This window comes from Mediterraneibacter butyricigenes, from assembly GCF_003574295.1.
Taxonomy (GTDB): Bacteria; Bacillota; Clostridia; order Lachnospirales; family Lachnospiraceae; genus Mediterraneibacter_A; species Mediterraneibacter_A butyricigenes.
In genome coordinates, this window is sequence record NZ_BHGK01000001.1 from 2195807 (window position 1) to 2211478 (window position 15672).

The following is a 15672-nucleotide window of genomic DNA, read 5'->3' on the forward strand; positions in this document are numbered from 1 at the left end:
TTAGAGGGAATTTTTGTGTCTGTGGTTATCAGAATACTAACAGCGGTTCCCGTTGCAACCTTTTGCGGGAGGATAATGTTTTTCATCAGCACATTTTGTCCTATAGCCCCATAGGAAAAAACAGCCGGGACAGAATTTCTGCCCCGACTGAAGTGATTTTAAATGGTAGAATATACCGAACAAGATTGATTTAAGCAGTGCTTAGATTCTTAGATTGGCTCTCCGTCAGCATATTTCTTAAGCACATGCTGAATACGCTCGTTTGGATTCAGCAGAGCGTTGATGGAACCGTCATGGTTCAGTGTGTCGATGATCAGAGCGATGTATTTACTCATATCGCAGTTAATATAGTAAGGACGGCTCAAAAGTTCAGGTGTCTGATATACCAGGTTGGTGGTCAGGATACCGGTGATGATGCCTTTTTCATAAGCTTCGTCAAACTTCTTCATTCCGTTGGTGAACAGTCCGAATGTAGCGGCTGCGAAGATACGTTTTGCTTTTCTCTTTTTCAGTTCTGTAGCTACTTCAATGATACTTTCTCCGGAAGAGATCATATCATCGATGATGATTACATCTTTGCCTTCTACAGAAGATCCCAGGAATTCGTGGGCTACGATCGGGTTGCGTCCGTTGACAACCTTTGTGTAGTCTCGACGTTTGTAGAACATACCCATATCCAGTCCAAGGACGTTTGCAAGGTATACAGCACGATTGGTGCCGCCTTCGTCCGGGCTGATTGCCATCATATGATCGGCATCGATTTTCAGGTCGTCATATTTTCTTAAAAGGCCTTTGATAAACTGATAAGTGGATGGGACAGTCTCAAATCCACTAAGCGGGATTGCGTTCTGTACACGCGGATCATGGGCATCAAAGGTGATGATGTTGTCTACGCCCATACGAACCAGTTCCTGCAGTGCGAGGGCACAGTCCAGGGACTCACGGCCGTTACGCTTGTGCTGACGGCTTTCGTAAAGGAATGGCATAATAACGTTGATACGTCTTGCTTTTCCTCCGATTGCGGCAATTACACGCTTTAAGTTCTGGAAATGGTCATCCGGAGACATATAATTTTTATTGCCGGTAAGAGAATAGCGTACGCTGTAATTGCACACATCTACCAGAAGATACATATCCATACCGCGGACAGATTCTTTGATGATACCCTTGGCTTCACCGGAACCAAAACGTGGGACATCTGCATCAATCAGATAGGTGTCTCTTGTGTATCCGGAAAAAGCAATATCCTGTGTGTGCTCCGGAGCATCCTCTTTTCGCCATTTGATGATATAGTCATTGACTTTGGCGCCCATATCCTGGCAGCCAACGAGGGGAATCATCCCCAAGGATCCTACTGGAATGTTGTCTAAGGTTCTTTCTGTTCGACGTAACATTATGCGTCCTCCCTGTTCATTAATCTTTTCTTTATTCTTATATCATCTCCAACGAGTCTCAGCATCGTATAACTGCTGGTGATTCGGGAGAATGTTCGCTCGGTATAAAGATCTGCAAGTGTGTCCAGAGTGATGTTGGTAGAGATCACGGTAGATTTTTTTGAGAGCAGTCTTTCGTTGATACAGGAGAAAAAAGTAGAGGTGATAAAACTGTTGGTCATCTCCGTACCAAGGTCATCTATAATCAGTAAATCGCAATCGCGAATATATTCATAAATTGCACGGGCATCCGTATCGTCTTTGTGGAAAGTGATTCGCTCGAAGACTGAGAAAAAGTCGGGAGAGGAAAAGTACAGAACAGAATAGCCCTGATCCATCAGTTCCTTGGCGATACAGTGTGTCAGAAAGCTCTTCCCGATTCCTACATCCCCATAAAGAAGCAGGTTGGGAGAAGAACCGGAAAAATCAGTTACAAATCCCTGACAGGTCTTCCGTGCATCCAACATAATGGCACGTGAAGAACGGTTGGTCTTGGGATCTATAAAACTGTCAGAATAATAATTCAGATTGAAGGTAGAAAAATTCTCCTGTGTCAGAACAGACGTTAAATTGGACTGTTGATACAAGGTCTCTATCATCATCTTCTTCAAACAATGGCAAGGCTGGTTGCCAATATAACCGGTATCTTTGCAGTCTTTGCAGACATAGACCGGTTCCAGATAATCTTCGGGAAAACCACCGGCTGTTAAAAGGCGTTCCTTTTGTTTGCTCAGAGAATCAAGCGTAGCATGAAGAGAACCGGTAGAAGATTCTTCCCCGCTTAAGAGTCTGCGACCGTATTGTACGGAGACAGAGGATATTTCATCTTCAACGTGTTTGTATTCCGGTACTTTTCGAATGACTTCCTGATAGCGGGAAGTCTGAATGTCGTGGCTTACAAACTGACGCTTTTCATAGATGCGCATGATTGCCTGATACTGTGATGGTTGCAGTCCCAAAATGTCAAATCCTTTCGAATGGTAAAACATGAAGTTAAATATTAAAATCATTGAATCATCGAGTCTGATGAATCTTTGAATCTTTTCAGTTTGTTTTCAGTAACTGAGCTTCCAGAGAATCCATGTCGTAAGCGCGACGCTCAAAGTTGTTCAGGTTCTTGGAAGCAGCGGAAACTGCTTTGGAAGCCTTCTTCTCTGAACGGGCTTTCTGGAAAGCCTGATCTAACGGAGCGATATCCTGTAAATGTCTGACTCCGCTTTTGGACCATTTGGAAAGAATACGATCTGCGTATTCGAAACTGGGCTGATGGATTCCGGCGATGGTTCGATCGCAGGCTTCTTTGATAATATCCAGTGTAAATCCATATTCTCCGGTCCATTTCTCGATATAAGCAACCTCAGAAGCGGCCGGTGCACGGCCTTTGATTCCAAATGCGTTAAGAACGGTGTAGCAGTTCTTGTTGTAGCTGGAGGAGTACATCCTTGCTTCTTCAATCGTTGTGATCTTGGCCTCAGACCAGGAAAGCGCTACCTTTTGTATGTAATGAATGCTTTTATGACCGTTTTCGACACAGGATGCCAAAAGATAATCAATGATATCGGCTGACAATCCCAGCTCTTTATAGAAATAAGTAATCGTCTCAATCTCTGTTGCGGTCAGGGTCTTTCCGAGATACTGTTCCGCTATAATGTAGAGATTTTTCAGTTCCCGCTGTGTCCGGAACGAATTCAGAGGAATCGCTTTGGAACTTCCGGCGGGCTTGTCCGTTGTCGGAACGGCTTCCGGTGCGGAAGCTGTTGACGGAACAACCGGAGTTGCTAAGGAACCGGCCGGAACTGCCGGGCTGACAGGAGAACAGATGCGATCCTGCGCGTTCATGCCGGTCGCAGATGCGGTCTTTTGGAGACAGATGCCGGTAATATTGCCCTCTGCGTCAGAATCCAGAGACAGAAGTCCGTGGGATTCCCAGTAGCGGAATGCGCGGATGATATCGTTCTCTGTATTGTTCAGGCAGTCGGCGATCCGGCTGATCGACATATCAAAACAGGAATCGTCAAGATGGCGCAGCAAAAAAAGATAAACTTTTACAAATTCGCCATTGGCCTCCGTCATATAATGGTCGATGAACTCGTTGGAGATCATCGTTGCGTTATTCTGAAATTTATTTCTGATCGTTAATTTTTTCATGAAATGCCACCCTCTATATTTTATGTGTAAAAGTATTATAGCATTGGCGAGGATGGATAATAAAGAGGGAATTGTCCGCCTCTTTAGGGTTTTTTGTAGATAACTTTGTGTGGAAACTGTGGATAACTTTTAGTGAAGCAGGTCTTCGCCCACATTTACAACGTCTCCGGCTCCCATAGTTATCAACAGATCCCCGTGGATACATTTTTCGCGAAGGAAATCTTCGATGGCTTCAAAGCTCGGAAGATAGGTGGCGTCTGCCCCTAGCTTTTTGATTTCTTCTGCCAGTCCTTCGGAAGAGACTCCGAGGTCATCGGTTTCTCTTGCAGCGTAGATATCCGCCAGAACCACATGATCCGCATGGGATAATGCCTCGGCAAATTCACGGAAGAATGCCTTGGTGCGGGTGTAGGTATGAGGCTGGAATACACACCACAGAGTGTTATGCGGGTAATTCTGTGCAGCTTTTAAGGTAGCAGCGATTTCTGTCGGATGATGTGCATAATCATCAATGACAGTGACACCCTGGAAGGTACCTTTATATTCGAATCGTCGGTCTGTTCCGTGGAAGGACAGAAGACCGGCTTTGATGATATCCATGGAAATACCTAAAAGCTCTGCAGTTGCAATGGAAGCCAGGGCATTGGATACGTTGTGGTTGCCGGGAACAGCCAGTACGATATGGTCTGTGACGGTTCCGTGCTTGATCAAATCAAAAGATACGGCACCCTTTTCATCAAAAGTGATGTTGGATGCGCCGTAATCCGCATCGTGGTGAAGACCGTAGGTGACAACGTTACAGGAAAGTCCTTCGTAGATTTGCGAATAGTTGTCGATATCGGAATTGATCACCAGAGTTCCGTCAGAAGGCAAAAGCGCTGCAAACTGATGGAAAGAATGACGGATATCTTCCAGATCTTTAAAGAAATCCAGATGATCCTCTTCTATATTTAAAATGACGCTGATCTTCGGGAAAAAGTGAAGAAAGCTGTTGGTGTATTCACAGGCTTCTGTGATGAAAGTCTGTGAATGTCCCACACGGATATTTCCTCCGATGGCCTGAAGAATGCCACCTACGGAAATGGTTGGATCCTCATCGCCTTCCAGAAGGATATGAGAGATCATAGAAGTGGTGGTCGTCTTTCCGTGGGTTCCGGAAACTGCGATCGGTGTCTTATAGTTGGTCATGAGCTGTCCGAGAAGTTCAGCTCTTGACAACATCGGAATCTTTCGGGAGACGGCCTCCATCAGTTCCGGGTTTGTTTTATGGATGGCTGCGGTGTAAACCACAACGTCAATATCGTCGGAAATATTTTCTGCACGTTGTCCGTAAGAAATCAGGGCACCTTTCTGCGCTAACTGCTTGGTCAACGGAGACTCTTTCATATCAGAACCGGAGATGGCAAATCCCTCTTCCAGCAGAATCTCTGCCAGTCCGCTCATGCTGATTCCGCCGATTCCGATGAAATGAATGTGGATGGGTTTCTGAAAATCTATCTTGTACATGATACAAGTTCCTTCCTTTTAAAATTATAGTCATATTTTAGAACGCTTTCCTATATATTATAACTAGATATGGGAAAAAAACCAAGTGCCACTTTATTGTATTATTTAAACAAAAGATGTAAAAAAACGGTGGTTTTTTTGTAAAATATGTTTATTATGATGGAAAGTATGATATAATAAATGCACTAACTAGAAATGAGGTGACGACATGATGAAAAAGGAAATGATTGCCATGCTTCTGGCAGGTGGACAAGGCAGTCGCCTGGGAGTACTGACGGCGAAAGTAGCAAAACCGGCAGTTGCATTTGGCGGCAAGTATCGTATCATTGATTTTCCGCTCAGCAACTGTATTAATTCAGGTGTTGACACCGTGGGCGTTCTGACGCAATATCAACCGCTTCGTCTGAACAGCCATATCGGAATCGGAATTCCGTGGGATCTGGATCGCAATGTAGGTGGAGTTTCCATTTTACCGCCCTATGAAAAGAGTGGGAACAGTGAGTGGTATACCGGAACAGCCAATGCGATTTACCAGAATCTGAATTACATAGAGACCTTTCATCCGGACTATGTACTGATCCTGTCCGGAGATCATATTTATAAAATGGATTATGAAGTGATGCTGGATTTCCACAAGGCGAATCAGGCGGATGTGACCATTGCGGCGATGCCGGTTCCGATTGAAGAGGCCAGCCGTTTTGGAATCGTTGTGACGGATGATGCACATCAGATCAAAGAATTTGAGGAAAAACCGGAGCATCCGAGCAGCAATCTTGCTTCTATGGGAATTTACATTTTCAGTTGGCCGGTATTAAAGCAGGCACTTCTGGATCTCTCCAAACAGGAGAACTGTGATTTCGGAAAGCATATCATCCCGTACTGTCACGGACAGGACAAGCGAATGTTCGCTTATGAATACAATGGCTACTGGAAAGATGTGGGAACCTTAAGTTCTTACTGGGAAGCCAATATGGAACTGATCGATATCATTCCGGAATTTAATCTTTATGAAGAATTCTGGAAGATTTACACCAATGCTGCCTCTCTTCCGCCGCAGTACATTTCCGGACAGGCTATGGTAGAACGAAGCCTGATCAGCAATGGCTGTGAGATCTACGGAGAAGTTCGCAATTCTGTGATCGGAGCAGGGGTGACGATTGAAGAGGGCGCGGTTGTCAGAGATTCCATTCTCATGCAGGGCGTGACCATCGGAAAAGGATGTGTGGTAGACAAGGCGATTATCGCGGAGGATACGAAGGTCGGAGATCATGTAACGATCGGTATCGGAGGCGAAATTCCAAATAAAGAAAAACCGGATATTTATAATCATGGTCTGGTTACGATCGGAGAAAATTCCGTGATTCCATCGGGAGTACAGATCGGCAAGAATACTGCCATCAGTGGCGTGACAACACCGGAAGATTACAAGGACGGAGTTCTTGGAGGCGGAGAAACATTGATAAAGGCAGGTGAAAGATCATGAGAGCAGTAGGTTTGATCCTTGCTGGAGGAAACAGCAGGAAAATGCAGGAATTGACAGCAAAGAGAGCAGTGGCAGCGATGCCGGTGGCAGGAAGCTACCGTGCGATTGATTTTGCACTGAGTAATATGAGCAATTCTCATATCCAGAAAGTTGCGGTACTGACGCAGTTTAACGCAAGATCACTGAATGAACATCTGAACTCTTCCAAGTGGTGGGATTTCGGAAGAAAGCAGGGAGGACTTTATGTCTTCAGCCCGACCATTACGGCAGACAATGGATACTGGTATCGGGGAACCGCGGATGCGATCTATCAGAATCTGGATTTCCTGAAACGGTGTCATGAGCCTTATGTGATCATTACCTCCGGTGATGCCGTCTACAAGATGGATTACAACAAGGTACTGGAATATCATATCGATAAAAAGGCAGATATTACTGTGGTATGCAAAGATCTTGCACCGGGAGAGGATGCGACCCGTTTCGGTACGGTGCATATGAATGAGAATTTTCGGATTGAAGAGTTTGAAGAGAAACCGATGGTGGCAAATTCCCGCACAATTTCCACCGGAATCTATATTATCCGCAGACGACTTCTGATCGATCTGATCGAGCATTGTGCGGAGGAAGACCGATATGATTTTGTAACCGATATTCTGATTCGCTACAAGAATCTGAAAAAGATATACGGTTATAAAATAGAGAACTATTGGAGCAACATCTCGACAGTGGAGGATTATTACCGAACCAATATGGATTTCCTCAAGCCTGAGACCAGAAACTATTTCTTTAAAGAGTATCCGGAAGTATTTTCCAGGGTCAGTGATCTGCCGCCGGCAAAATACAATCCGGGAGCCGTAGTAAAGAACTGTCTGGTAGGAAGCGGAAGTATCATTAATGGAAATGTTGAGAACTCTGTATTATTTAAGAGAACATTTGTGGGAAATAATTGCGTGATCAAGAACTCGATTATTTTGAATGATGTATATCTTGGCGACAATACTTACATTGAAAACTGCATCGTGGAAAGTCGTGGAACAATCAGAGCAAATACACGCCATGTCGGGGAAAACGGCGTGAAGGTTGTTATCGAAAAGAACGAAAGATACGCCTTATAATAGTTCATCGGAAGATACAGCATGTTGAAAGGAGCTGGGAGGGTATGAAAATCACGGATGTACGCGTAAGGAAAGTTGCAAAAGAGGGGAAGCTGAAAGCAGTGGTTTCCATTACACTTGATGATGAATTTGTAGTTCATGACATCAAAGTGATTGAGGGAGAAAAGGGATTGTTTATTGCAATGCCCAGTAAGAAAGCGGTAGACGGTGAGTACCGCGATATTGCACATCCAATCAATTCTTCAACTCGTGAGAAGATTCAGTCGACGATTCTTGTAAAATACGAAGAACTTTTACAGGAAGAACCTGAAGCAATTGCAATCAACGAACTGTAAGACACGATCGATACGACTTCATAGGGAAAACAGTAAGTTAAGAATGTAAGAGGGAAATGTAAAAAAGAGCTGTCCGCACAGGTTTGCGGGCAGCTCTTTTGGGATTTTTTGAACTGTAACTCTATTTCCATCAGCGAAATGGATCCCATTTGAAAGACAATGCATTCTGAGAATGGGGATGCCGGAAGGTCAGACGACAGGCATACAGTCCCAGAGTCTTATGCTGCGGATCCGGTGCTCCGTATTTGGAATCTCCCGCAAGCGGACAGTGGATCGCGCTCATCTGTGCACGGATCTGGTGCTGGCGTCCGGTATCAAGAGCGATTTCTGCGATACAACTGGAATCGTCATTGATCTGAACAACGGCATAAGAAAGACGGGCTAGCTTGGCTCCCGGTGTATCGGCATCACAGACATGCATGATATTTTTGTGTGGATCCTTGACCAGGTAATGCTCCAGAGTTCCCTCCCTTGGGATGGGAATGCTGCGAAGTTCCGCTAGATAAAATTTTCCGAATGTTTTTTCGCGGATTTGTCGGTTTAAATCTCTTGCGGCTTCTTTTGTCTTGGCGAAGACCAGAAGACCGGAAGTAGGCTGATCCAGACGGTGGATTACCGCCAGGTAAGGTTCTCCGGAGGATCCGGATTCCTCTGCCAGGTGCTTTTTCAGAAGACTGACCATGTCTTCGGCTCCGATTTTTTTGCTCTGTGTTGCGATTCCGGCGGGTTTCACACAGACAATGATATATTTATCTTCGTATATAATTTCAGGGTTCATAATTCACCATCCGTTTCTTGACTGTTTCTTGACTCATACTTAAAATCTGATTATACTAAATTTAGCTGCCAAAGCATATGAAAGAAAGTGTTCAGCACACCTTTTTAAGTTGCAAGGCATCCGAAAGAAGCTGCCGGTGGCAGATTCTGCGGAGTACGAAAATATCGTACAAAAAAGATTATCTTACAAAGAAGATATCTTGTCAATGGAATGGGAGGTTTTCATGGAGAACGGAGATTGGGAACGATTTGGAGAAGAAATTCGAAGATCCGTACAGGACGCTGTAGATTCCTGGGATTTCACCCGGTTAAACCAGACGATCACCAATACAATCGATGCGGCCATGCATGGTGGACAGCGGACGTCGCGCGGAGTCGATCCAGTAGGGTTTGATCAGGATCTTGGTTATAAATATAATGAGACAAAGGAAGCGGGACGAACCGGAAGAGAGAATCATGGTTCCTCATATACGCATACAGATGGAGATACGCACAGAGACGCATATGGGGAAACCGGAGTGGAACTGTACGGGAAGACCACAGGAGCAAAGGCTGGTGGAATTGCGCTGGCGATCGCCGGCGGTGGCATCGGAATTGTATTTCTCGGAATGTCACTGATGCTGGCGGTGGTGCAGTTGCTGACAGGAGGGATTGTCAGTGCCGGATTCTGGGCGCTGATCGTGACATTTGGTGTGTTGTTTCTGGTGGGAACAGGGATTGCAGCCGGAGGCGTGAAAAAGCTGGGGCTGGTAAAACGATTCCGGAATTATCAGAAGATTCTGGGCAGCAGAGAGTACTGTGATCTGAAAGAATTGGCGGAACAAACCGGTGAAAAGCCAAAACAGGTCTTAAAAGATGTAAAGAAAATGATTGAGAGCGGATGGTTCAGTCAGGGAAGACTGGATGCCCAGGAAAAATGTCTGATGCTCAGTGATCAGGCTTACGAACAGTACCGGAGCGTGATGGAGGAATACCGGAAACGTCAGGAAGAAACGAAAGCAGGCAAAGCAGAATCCGGTGCGACAGCCGGTGCAGCGAAAGATAAGAAAGTGCAGTCAACAGAGGGCGTGACTTCAGAGGAGCGGAAGAAAGATCTGTCTCCGGAAGTGGAAGCGATTGTCAGAAAAGGGGAAGAATATATCAGGAAGATCCATGCCTGCAATGATGCGATTCCGGGCGAGGAGATTTCCGCAAAGATTGCACGGATGGAGATGCTCATCGGCCGAATCTTTGATCGGGTAGAGCAGAATCCTCAGGTCGTGGGAGAGACGCAGAAACTGATGAGTTATTACCTGCCGACGACGCTGAAATTGTTGGAGGCTTACGAAGAGTTGGATCGTCAGCCGGTACAGGGAGAAAATATTGCAACATCCAAACGGGAGATAGAAGAGACCCTGGATACGTTGAATACAGCTTTTGAAAAACTGCTGGACAGCCTGTTTCAGGAAACGGCGTGGGATGTATCTTCCGATATTTCTGTGCTGAAAATGATGCTGGCACAGGAAGGCCTGGGACCGGATGATTTTCAGAAAAAGGAAGAGTGACATAGTTTTGACAGATAAAGAACAGGAGAAATTTATGAGCGAAGAATTTAAGGAATTTGATACAACCCCAACCCTGACGTTGGAACCGTTTGCGGCAGAGGAAAAACAGGAAGTGGCAGCAGTTGCTGCACCGGAAGAACCGGCGTTTGACGACAGCATTCTTTCAGAAGAAGAGAAAAAGACGGTGGATGCATTTGCAGCTCAGATCGACCTGACCAATTCTGCCATGATCTTGCAGTACGGTGCAGGAACCCAGAAAAAGATGGCGGATTTTTCAGAGACAGCTCTGGAAAATGTAAAGACCAAAGATATGGGAGAAGTCGGGGATCTGCTGACTGGTGTGGTCAAAGAGCTGAAAAACTTTGACGAGGAAGAGGAAAAAGGATTCCGCGGACTGTTTAAAAAGGCTTCGAATAAAGTGGCAACCATGAAGGCAAAATATGCGAAGACAGAGGCGAATGTAAACCAGATCTGCAAGGTGCTGGAGAATCATCAGGTCCTGCTGATGAAGGATATTGCGCTTTTGGACAAGATGTATGAACTGAATCTTACTTATTTCAAAGAACTGACCATGTATGTGCTGGCAGGTAAGAAGAAGCTGGCACAGGTACGTACCACAGAGTTGCAGGAACTTCTGCAAAAGGCAGAACAGACCGGTCTGGCAGAGGATGCGCAGGCAGCACGAGATCTGGATGCCATGTGTAACCGCTTTGAGAAGAAGCTTCATGATCTGGAGCTGACCAAGACCATCGCCATGCAGACGGCTCCGCAGATTCGTCTGGTTCAGGGCAATGATACCATGATGGTGGAAAAGATTCAGTCCACGCTGGTGAATACGATTCCGCTGTGGAAGAGCCAGATGGTTCTGGCTCTCGGAGTGGAACATTCCAGTCAGGCGGCAGCAGCTCAGAGAGAAGTGACAGATATGACCAATGAGCTGCTGAAGAAAAATGCAGAGAAATTAAAGCTGGCTACCGTGGAAACGGCGAAAGAATCCGAGCGTGGAATCGTAGATATCGAAACTCTGCAGCAGACAAATGCGTCCCTGATCAGTACCTTCGATGAGGTGATGCAGATTCAGGAAGAGGGACGAAAGAAACGTCTGGAAGCAGAAAATGAAATGTTGCGGATGGAAGGAGAACTTCGGGAGAAGCTGTTGGAGATTCGAAAGTAAGGATTTACGCGGAGCAATCTCTGAACGCGATGATTCGGAAGCGATGACCCGAAATTTGCGGGAAATGATGCAAGGGGAAGCTTGACAGAGCAATATTTATCGGGTAGAATCACAATGATAACAGGCGAAGAAAGGGAATAGTAAATACCGGCACACTTCAGAGAGAAGACGGATGGTGAAAGTCTTTGTGCAGCAGTATGGAACCGGCCCCGGAGCCGCTTCATGAAAATGAGGCGTATTCTCTGCGTTAAAGAGAAAAGAGTGAATGTCAGAAAGCTCCATCAGGGAAACGAAGGATGAAACTGTTTCGGATGAGGCAGGTGCAGTGACATTAATCAGGGTGGTACCGCCGAGAGATTCGGTCCCTATGGGATTGGATGTTTGGGCGGTTTTCTTTTGTTATGTGAAGAAGTTGTTCGAACAGAACATGAAACGGATTTCGTGGAACCTAAAATGGGACGGGAACATGACTGGTTTAAAACATAATAAAAGATACAAGTACATTTTTAAGTAAAAAATATAAAGGAGAAAAGAAATGGCAAAGGAAAAGAAACTGGTAGAATCCATTACTTCCAGAGATGTGGATTTTGCGCAATGGTATACCGATGTAGTACGCGAAGCAAAGCTCTGTGATTATTCCGGAGTAAAAGGATGTCTGAATTATCTGCCGAACGGATATGCAATCTGGGAAAATATCCAGGCAGACCTGGATCAAAGATTTAAAGAAACAGGAGTAGAAAATGTATATCTGCCGGTTATGATCCCGGAAAGTCTGCTTCAGAAAGAAAAAGATCATATCGAAGGGTTCGCGCCGGAAGTGGCATGGGTTACACATGGGGGAATGGAACCGCTTCAGGAAAGATTCTGTATCCGTCCGACTTCTGAGACGTTGTTCTGCGATGTGTGGAGCAAAACAGTACAGTCTTATCGTGATCTGCCGAAGGTATGGAACCAGTGGTGTTCTGTATTAAGATGGGAAAAGACCACAAGACCGTTCCTTCGTTCCAGAGAATTCCTGTGGCAGGAAGGTCATACCATCCATGCAACCTATGAAGAGGCAGAAGAACGTACGGTTCAGATGTGGAGAGTTTATCGTGACTTTGTGCAGGATGATCTGGCAATCCCGGTCGTTTCCGGACGAAAGACAGAGAGCGAAAAATTTGCGGGAGCACAGGATACTTATACCATCGAGGCACTGATGCATGATGGAAAAGCACTGCAGTCTGCAACCAGCCATTTCTTCGGAAATGCATTCCCGGATGCATTTGGAATCAAATATGCAGATAAGAATAACGGACTGCACAGTGTTTACGAGACTTCCTGGGGCCTGTCTACCAGAATCATCGGAGCGATCATCATGGTTCACGGAGATGACAGCGGTCTGGTCCTTCCGCCGAGAATCGCGCCGGTACAGACCAGAGTGATTCCGATCGCACAGCACAAAGAAGGTGTGTTGGATAAGGCAACTGCATTGATGGATGCACTGAAAAAAGCAGGATACCGCGTGAAGATCGACGATTCTGAGAAGAGTCCGGGATGGAAATTCAGTGAGCAGGAAATGCTGGGAATCCCGACCCGTATCGAGATCGGACCGAAAGATATCGAAAACAACCAGGTGGTTGTGGTACGCCGTGATACCAGAGAAAAGATCGTTGTTTCCATGGATGAGATCGAGACAAAATTAGGAGAAATTCTGGAAACCATCCAGAAAGAAATGTTTGAACGTGCAAAAGCACATCTGGATGCACATATCAGTGAAGCAACTTCTATGGAAGAAATGATTTCAGAATTCCAGGAAAAACAGGGCTTCATCAAAGCAATGTGGTGTGGAGAAGAAGCATGCGAAGATGAGATCAAGGCACAGACCGGCGGCGCATCTTCCAGATGTATCCCGGAAAAAGAAGATCACCTGTCTGATGTATGCGTATGTTGCGGAAAACCGGCGAAACACATGGTGTATTGGGGTAAGGCATATTAATATGGTATTGGAAAATATGATCAATATGCAGCTTATGATGTTCCTTCTTGTGGCCCTTGGATTTTGGGTGCGCAAGAGGAAAATCATAGGCGGCACGGCAAGAAAACAATTCGTAGATTTTTGTTTATATATTACGCTTCCGTTCAATATTTTTCATTCCTTTCAATTAAAGTGGGAGCAGAGCATGCTCCTTTCTTTTTTAGAAATTTTGCTGATGTCGGTGGGATATAATCTAATCTCGATCGGCGTCAGTTATGCAAGTTATCGGAAAATACACGGCAGTCGTAAAAGTCCGCTTCGTTATGGAACCATCGTTTCCAACGGAGGATTCCTGGGAAATCCTGTCATAGAGGGAATCTATGGATCGCAGGGCGTGTTTTACGCATCGGTTTTTATGCTGCCGGTAAGAATTGTGATGTGGACCATCGGGTCTTCCTGTTATATGAATGGCAAAGAAAAACATTTATTTAAGAAAGTAATGACCCATCCCTGTATCGTTTCTATTTATCTGGGCATGCTCGTAATGATCGCGGGAATCGAATTCCCGACCTGTATTGCAAATACCATCGAAAAGGTCAGCAACTGTAATACACCTATCAGTATGATGCTGGTCGGAATGATGCTGGCGGAAATGGATATGAAGCGGGTGAAGACACTTCTGGATAAAACACTGGTATATTATGTGTTTATGAGACTGATCGGAATTGGAGCAATCCTGTATGGGGTGACCTTCCTGTTACCGGTGGATCCGCTTCTGAAAGGAGTGACGGTAATCATCGCAGGTATGCCGACCCCGATCACCACGGCACTGCTGGCATCCAAGTATGACGGAGATGAGGATTACGCAACCGCAATGATCTTTGTGACCACGATTTTGTCACTGGTTACATTACCTCTGTGGTGCCTGATATTATAAGAAAAGACTTGACTTTTCGCGTGAAACGTAATAAACTAATCAAGCGTGCATAAATACGCAGTGTTTTTTGTGCGCAAAAACAAAGATAACTTAGATTATCTGCAACCAACTCTGTCAGTCAGACAGAGCAACGAAGAATCATAGGAGGTGAAAAAGAATGCCAACATTTAACCAGTTAGTTAGAAAGGGACGTCAGACTTCTGTAAAGAAATCTACAGCTCCGGCACTTCAGAAGGGATACAACTCACTTCAGAAGCGTGCAACAGATGTAGCTTCTCCTCAGAAGAGAGGTGTGTGTACAGCAGTTAAGACCGCTACACCGAAGAAGCCTAACTCAGCTCTGAGAAAGATCGCCAGAGTTCGTCTGTCTAACGGAATCGAAGTAACAAGCTACATTCCAGGAGAAGGACACAACCTTCAGGAGCATAGCGTTGTTCTGATCCGTGGAGGAAGAGTAAAAGACTTACCAGGTACCAGATACCATATTGTCAGAGGTACACTTGATACAGCAGGTGTTGCCAAGAGAAGACAGGCTCGTTCCAAATATGGTGCGAAGAGACCGAAAGACGCAAAATAAGAAAGTAACTAAACAGTTAAATCGTATCACAAACAGAACTATGACTATCGTATCTTGTCGGGCGTACGCCGCCTGATGAGGAAGGTTGCGGATTAACATAGAACTTAGTCCCGCGGCCGCGAGCACATGCATAGAGAGACACATGTGAGTACCGATGAATTAATCCCGGGAGAGACCCGGTAAATATGATTAAGGAGGGAAGGACCGTGCCACGTAAAGGACATACTCAGAAAAGAGATGTATTAGCGGATCCGATATACAACAATAAAGTTGTGACCAAACTTATCAACAACATCATGCTGGATGGTAAGAAAGGTGTCGCACAGAAGATTGTATACGGTGCGTTTGAAAGAGTTGAGGCAAAGGCTGAGAAGCCGGCTATCGAAGTGTTCGAAGAAGCAATGAACAACATCATGCCAGTACTGGAAGTAAAGGCAAGACGTATCGGTGGAGCGACTTATCAGGTGCCGATCGAAGTTAGAGCTGACAGAAGACAGGCTCTGGCACTTCGCTGGATCACATTGTATTCTCGTAACAGAGGAGAAAAGACAATGGAAGAAAGACTGGCGAACGAAATTCTGGATGCAGCAAACAACACTGGAGCATCCGTAAAGAAGAAAGAAGACATGCATAAGATGGCAGAGGCTAATAAGGCATTTGCTCATTATAGATTCTAATAGGAGGAA

14 protein-coding genes and 1 other annotated feature are annotated in these 15672 nt (G+C 45.3%); of the genes, 9 read left to right on the forward strand and 5 right to left on the reverse strand.

The annotated features are described in order from the left end of the window. Positions 1-209: 209 nt before the first annotated feature. The 4 genes from KGMB01110_RS10845 to murC all read right to left on the reverse strand — a co-directional run bounded on the left by KGMB01110_RS10845 (position 210) and on the right by murC (position 5087). Complete coding sequence (locus KGMB01110_RS10845; RefSeq protein ID WP_119298327.1) at positions 210-1394, reverse strand: ribose-phosphate pyrophosphokinase; 1185 nt, start codon at positions 1392-1394, stop codon at positions 210-212. Next, positions 1394-2392, reverse strand: coding sequence for an ATP-binding protein (locus KGMB01110_RS10850; RefSeq protein WP_119298329.1), 999 nt, complete (start codon positions 2390-2392; stop codon positions 1394-1396). Before KGMB01110_RS10850 ends, KGMB01110_RS10845 begins: the two co-directional genes overlap by 1 nt. An 85-nt stretch (positions 2393-2477) precedes the next feature. Continuing rightward, positions 2478-3581, reverse strand: a complete 1104-nt coding sequence (locus KGMB01110_RS10855) for a DnaD domain protein (RefSeq protein ID WP_117888528.1) — start codon at positions 3579-3581, stop codon at positions 2478-2480. A 129-nt stretch (positions 3582-3710) separates the two neighbouring features. Further along, positions 3711-5087: a UDP-N-acetylmuramate--L-alanine ligase gene (gene murC, locus KGMB01110_RS10860; RefSeq protein WP_117888527.1), complete on the reverse strand. Its 1377-nt coding sequence runs from the start codon at positions 5085-5087 to the stop codon at positions 3711-3713. A 208-nt stretch (positions 5088-5295) separates the two neighbouring features. On the opposite strand from murC, the gene KGMB01110_RS10865 reads away from it, so the two are divergent. From KGMB01110_RS10865 to spoVG, 3 genes are read left to right on the forward strand one after another with little or no spacing between them, the layout of a single operon-like run. Beyond that, a complete protein-coding gene (locus KGMB01110_RS10865; RefSeq protein WP_117603639.1) occupies positions 5296-6570 on the forward strand; it encodes a glucose-1-phosphate adenylyltransferase in 1275 nt (424 codons plus the stop codon). Next, positions 6567-7685 carry a glucose-1-phosphate adenylyltransferase subunit GlgD gene (gene glgD / locus KGMB01110_RS10870; protein ID WP_119298331.1) on the forward strand — a complete coding sequence of 373 codons (1119 nt, stop codon included), beginning with the start codon at positions 6567-6569 and terminating at the stop codon, positions 7683-7685. Before KGMB01110_RS10865 ends, glgD begins: the two co-directional genes overlap by 4 nt. A 44-nt stretch (positions 7686-7729) precedes the next feature. Then, positions 7730-8020, forward strand: a complete 291-nt coding sequence (spoVG, locus tag KGMB01110_RS10875; RefSeq protein ID WP_117603641.1) for a septation regulator SpoVG — start codon at positions 7730-7732, stop codon at positions 8018-8020. Between the two features lie 130 nt (positions 8021-8150). Here the strand turns inward: spoVG and KGMB01110_RS10880 are convergent, their stop codons facing one another. Beyond that, positions 8151-8798 carry an RluA family pseudouridine synthase gene (locus KGMB01110_RS10880; RefSeq protein WP_117603642.1) on the reverse strand — a complete coding sequence of 216 codons (648 nt, stop codon included), beginning with the start codon at positions 8796-8798 and terminating at the stop codon, positions 8151-8153. 223 nt (positions 8799-9021) lie between these two features. Between KGMB01110_RS10880 and KGMB01110_RS10885 the strand changes: the two genes are divergently transcribed. From KGMB01110_RS10885 to rpsG, 6 genes are all read left to right on the forward strand, one after another. Continuing rightward, positions 9022-10341: a 5-bromo-4-chloroindolyl phosphate hydrolysis family protein gene (locus KGMB01110_RS10885; protein ID WP_119299195.1), complete on the forward strand. Its 1320-nt coding sequence runs from the start codon at positions 9022-9024 to the stop codon at positions 10339-10341. Positions 10342-10375: 34 nt separating this feature from the next. Further along, a complete protein-coding gene (locus KGMB01110_RS10890; RefSeq protein WP_117888681.1) occupies positions 10376-11515 on the forward strand; it encodes a toxic anion resistance protein in 1140 nt (379 codons plus the stop codon). A 118-nt stretch (positions 11516-11633) separates the two neighbouring features. Then, positions 11634-11885 (forward strand) — a binding site (T-box leader). A 165-nt stretch (positions 11886-12050) separates the two neighbouring features. Beyond that, complete coding sequence (gene proS / locus KGMB01110_RS10900) at positions 12051-13493, forward strand: proline--tRNA ligase (RefSeq protein ID WP_119298333.1); 1443 nt, start codon at positions 12051-12053, stop codon at positions 13491-13493. A gap of 37 nt (positions 13494-13530) precedes the next feature. Then, positions 13531-14409, forward strand: a complete 879-nt coding sequence (locus tag KGMB01110_RS10905; protein WP_243112869.1) for an AEC family transporter — start codon at positions 13531-13533, stop codon at positions 14407-14409. Between the two features lie 157 nt (positions 14410-14566). Then, positions 14567-14986 (forward strand): 30S ribosomal protein S12, encoded by a 420-nt coding sequence (gene rpsL, locus KGMB01110_RS10910; RefSeq protein ID WP_117603648.1) that lies wholly within the window; start codon positions 14567-14569, stop codon positions 14984-14986. Between the two features lie 206 nt (positions 14987-15192). Further along, entirely contained in the window at positions 15193-15663 is a 471-nt protein-coding gene (rpsG, locus tag KGMB01110_RS10915) for a 30S ribosomal protein S7 (RefSeq protein WP_207658810.1), read from the forward strand. Positions 15664-15672: the final 9 nt, after the last annotated feature.

Coding starts and splice junctions, on each gene's coding strand:
- KGMB01110_RS10885 (WP_119299195.1), top strand. CDS start 9,022: ATGGAGAACGGAGATTGGGAACGATTTGGAGAAGAAATTCGAAGATCC.
- glgD (WP_119298331.1), top strand. CDS start 6,567: ATGAGAGCAGTAGGTTTGATCCTTGCTGGAGGAAACAGCAGGAAAATG.
- proS (WP_119298333.1), top strand. CDS start 12,051: ATGGCAAAGGAAAAGAAACTGGTAGAATCCATTACTTCCAGAGATGTG.
- KGMB01110_RS10880 (WP_117603642.1), bottom strand. CDS start 8,798: ATGAACCCTGAAATTATATACGAAGATAAATATATCATTGTCTGTGTG.
- KGMB01110_RS10855 (WP_117888528.1), bottom strand. CDS start 3,581: ATGAAAAAATTAACGATCAGAAATAAATTTCAGAATAACGCAACGATG.
- spoVG (WP_117603641.1), top strand. CDS start 7,730: ATGAAAATCACGGATGTACGCGTAAGGAAAGTTGCAAAAGAGGGGAAG.
- murC (WP_117888527.1), bottom strand. CDS start 5,087: ATGTACAAGATAGATTTTCAGAAACCCATCCACATTCATTTCATCGGA.
- KGMB01110_RS10890 (WP_117888681.1), top strand. CDS start 10,376: ATGAGCGAAGAATTTAAGGAATTTGATACAACCCCAACCCTGACGTTG.
- KGMB01110_RS10905 (WP_243112869.1), top strand. CDS start 13,531: ATGTTCCTTCTTGTGGCCCTTGGATTTTGGGTGCGCAAGAGGAAAATC.
- rpsL (WP_117603648.1), top strand. CDS start 14,567: ATGCCAACATTTAACCAGTTAGTTAGAAAGGGACGTCAGACTTCTGTA.
- KGMB01110_RS10845 (WP_119298327.1), bottom strand. CDS start 1,394: ATGTTACGTCGAACAGAAAGAACCTTAGACAACATTCCAGTAGGATCC.
- KGMB01110_RS10865 (WP_117603639.1), top strand. CDS start 5,296: ATGATGAAAAAGGAAATGATTGCCATGCTTCTGGCAGGTGGACAAGGC.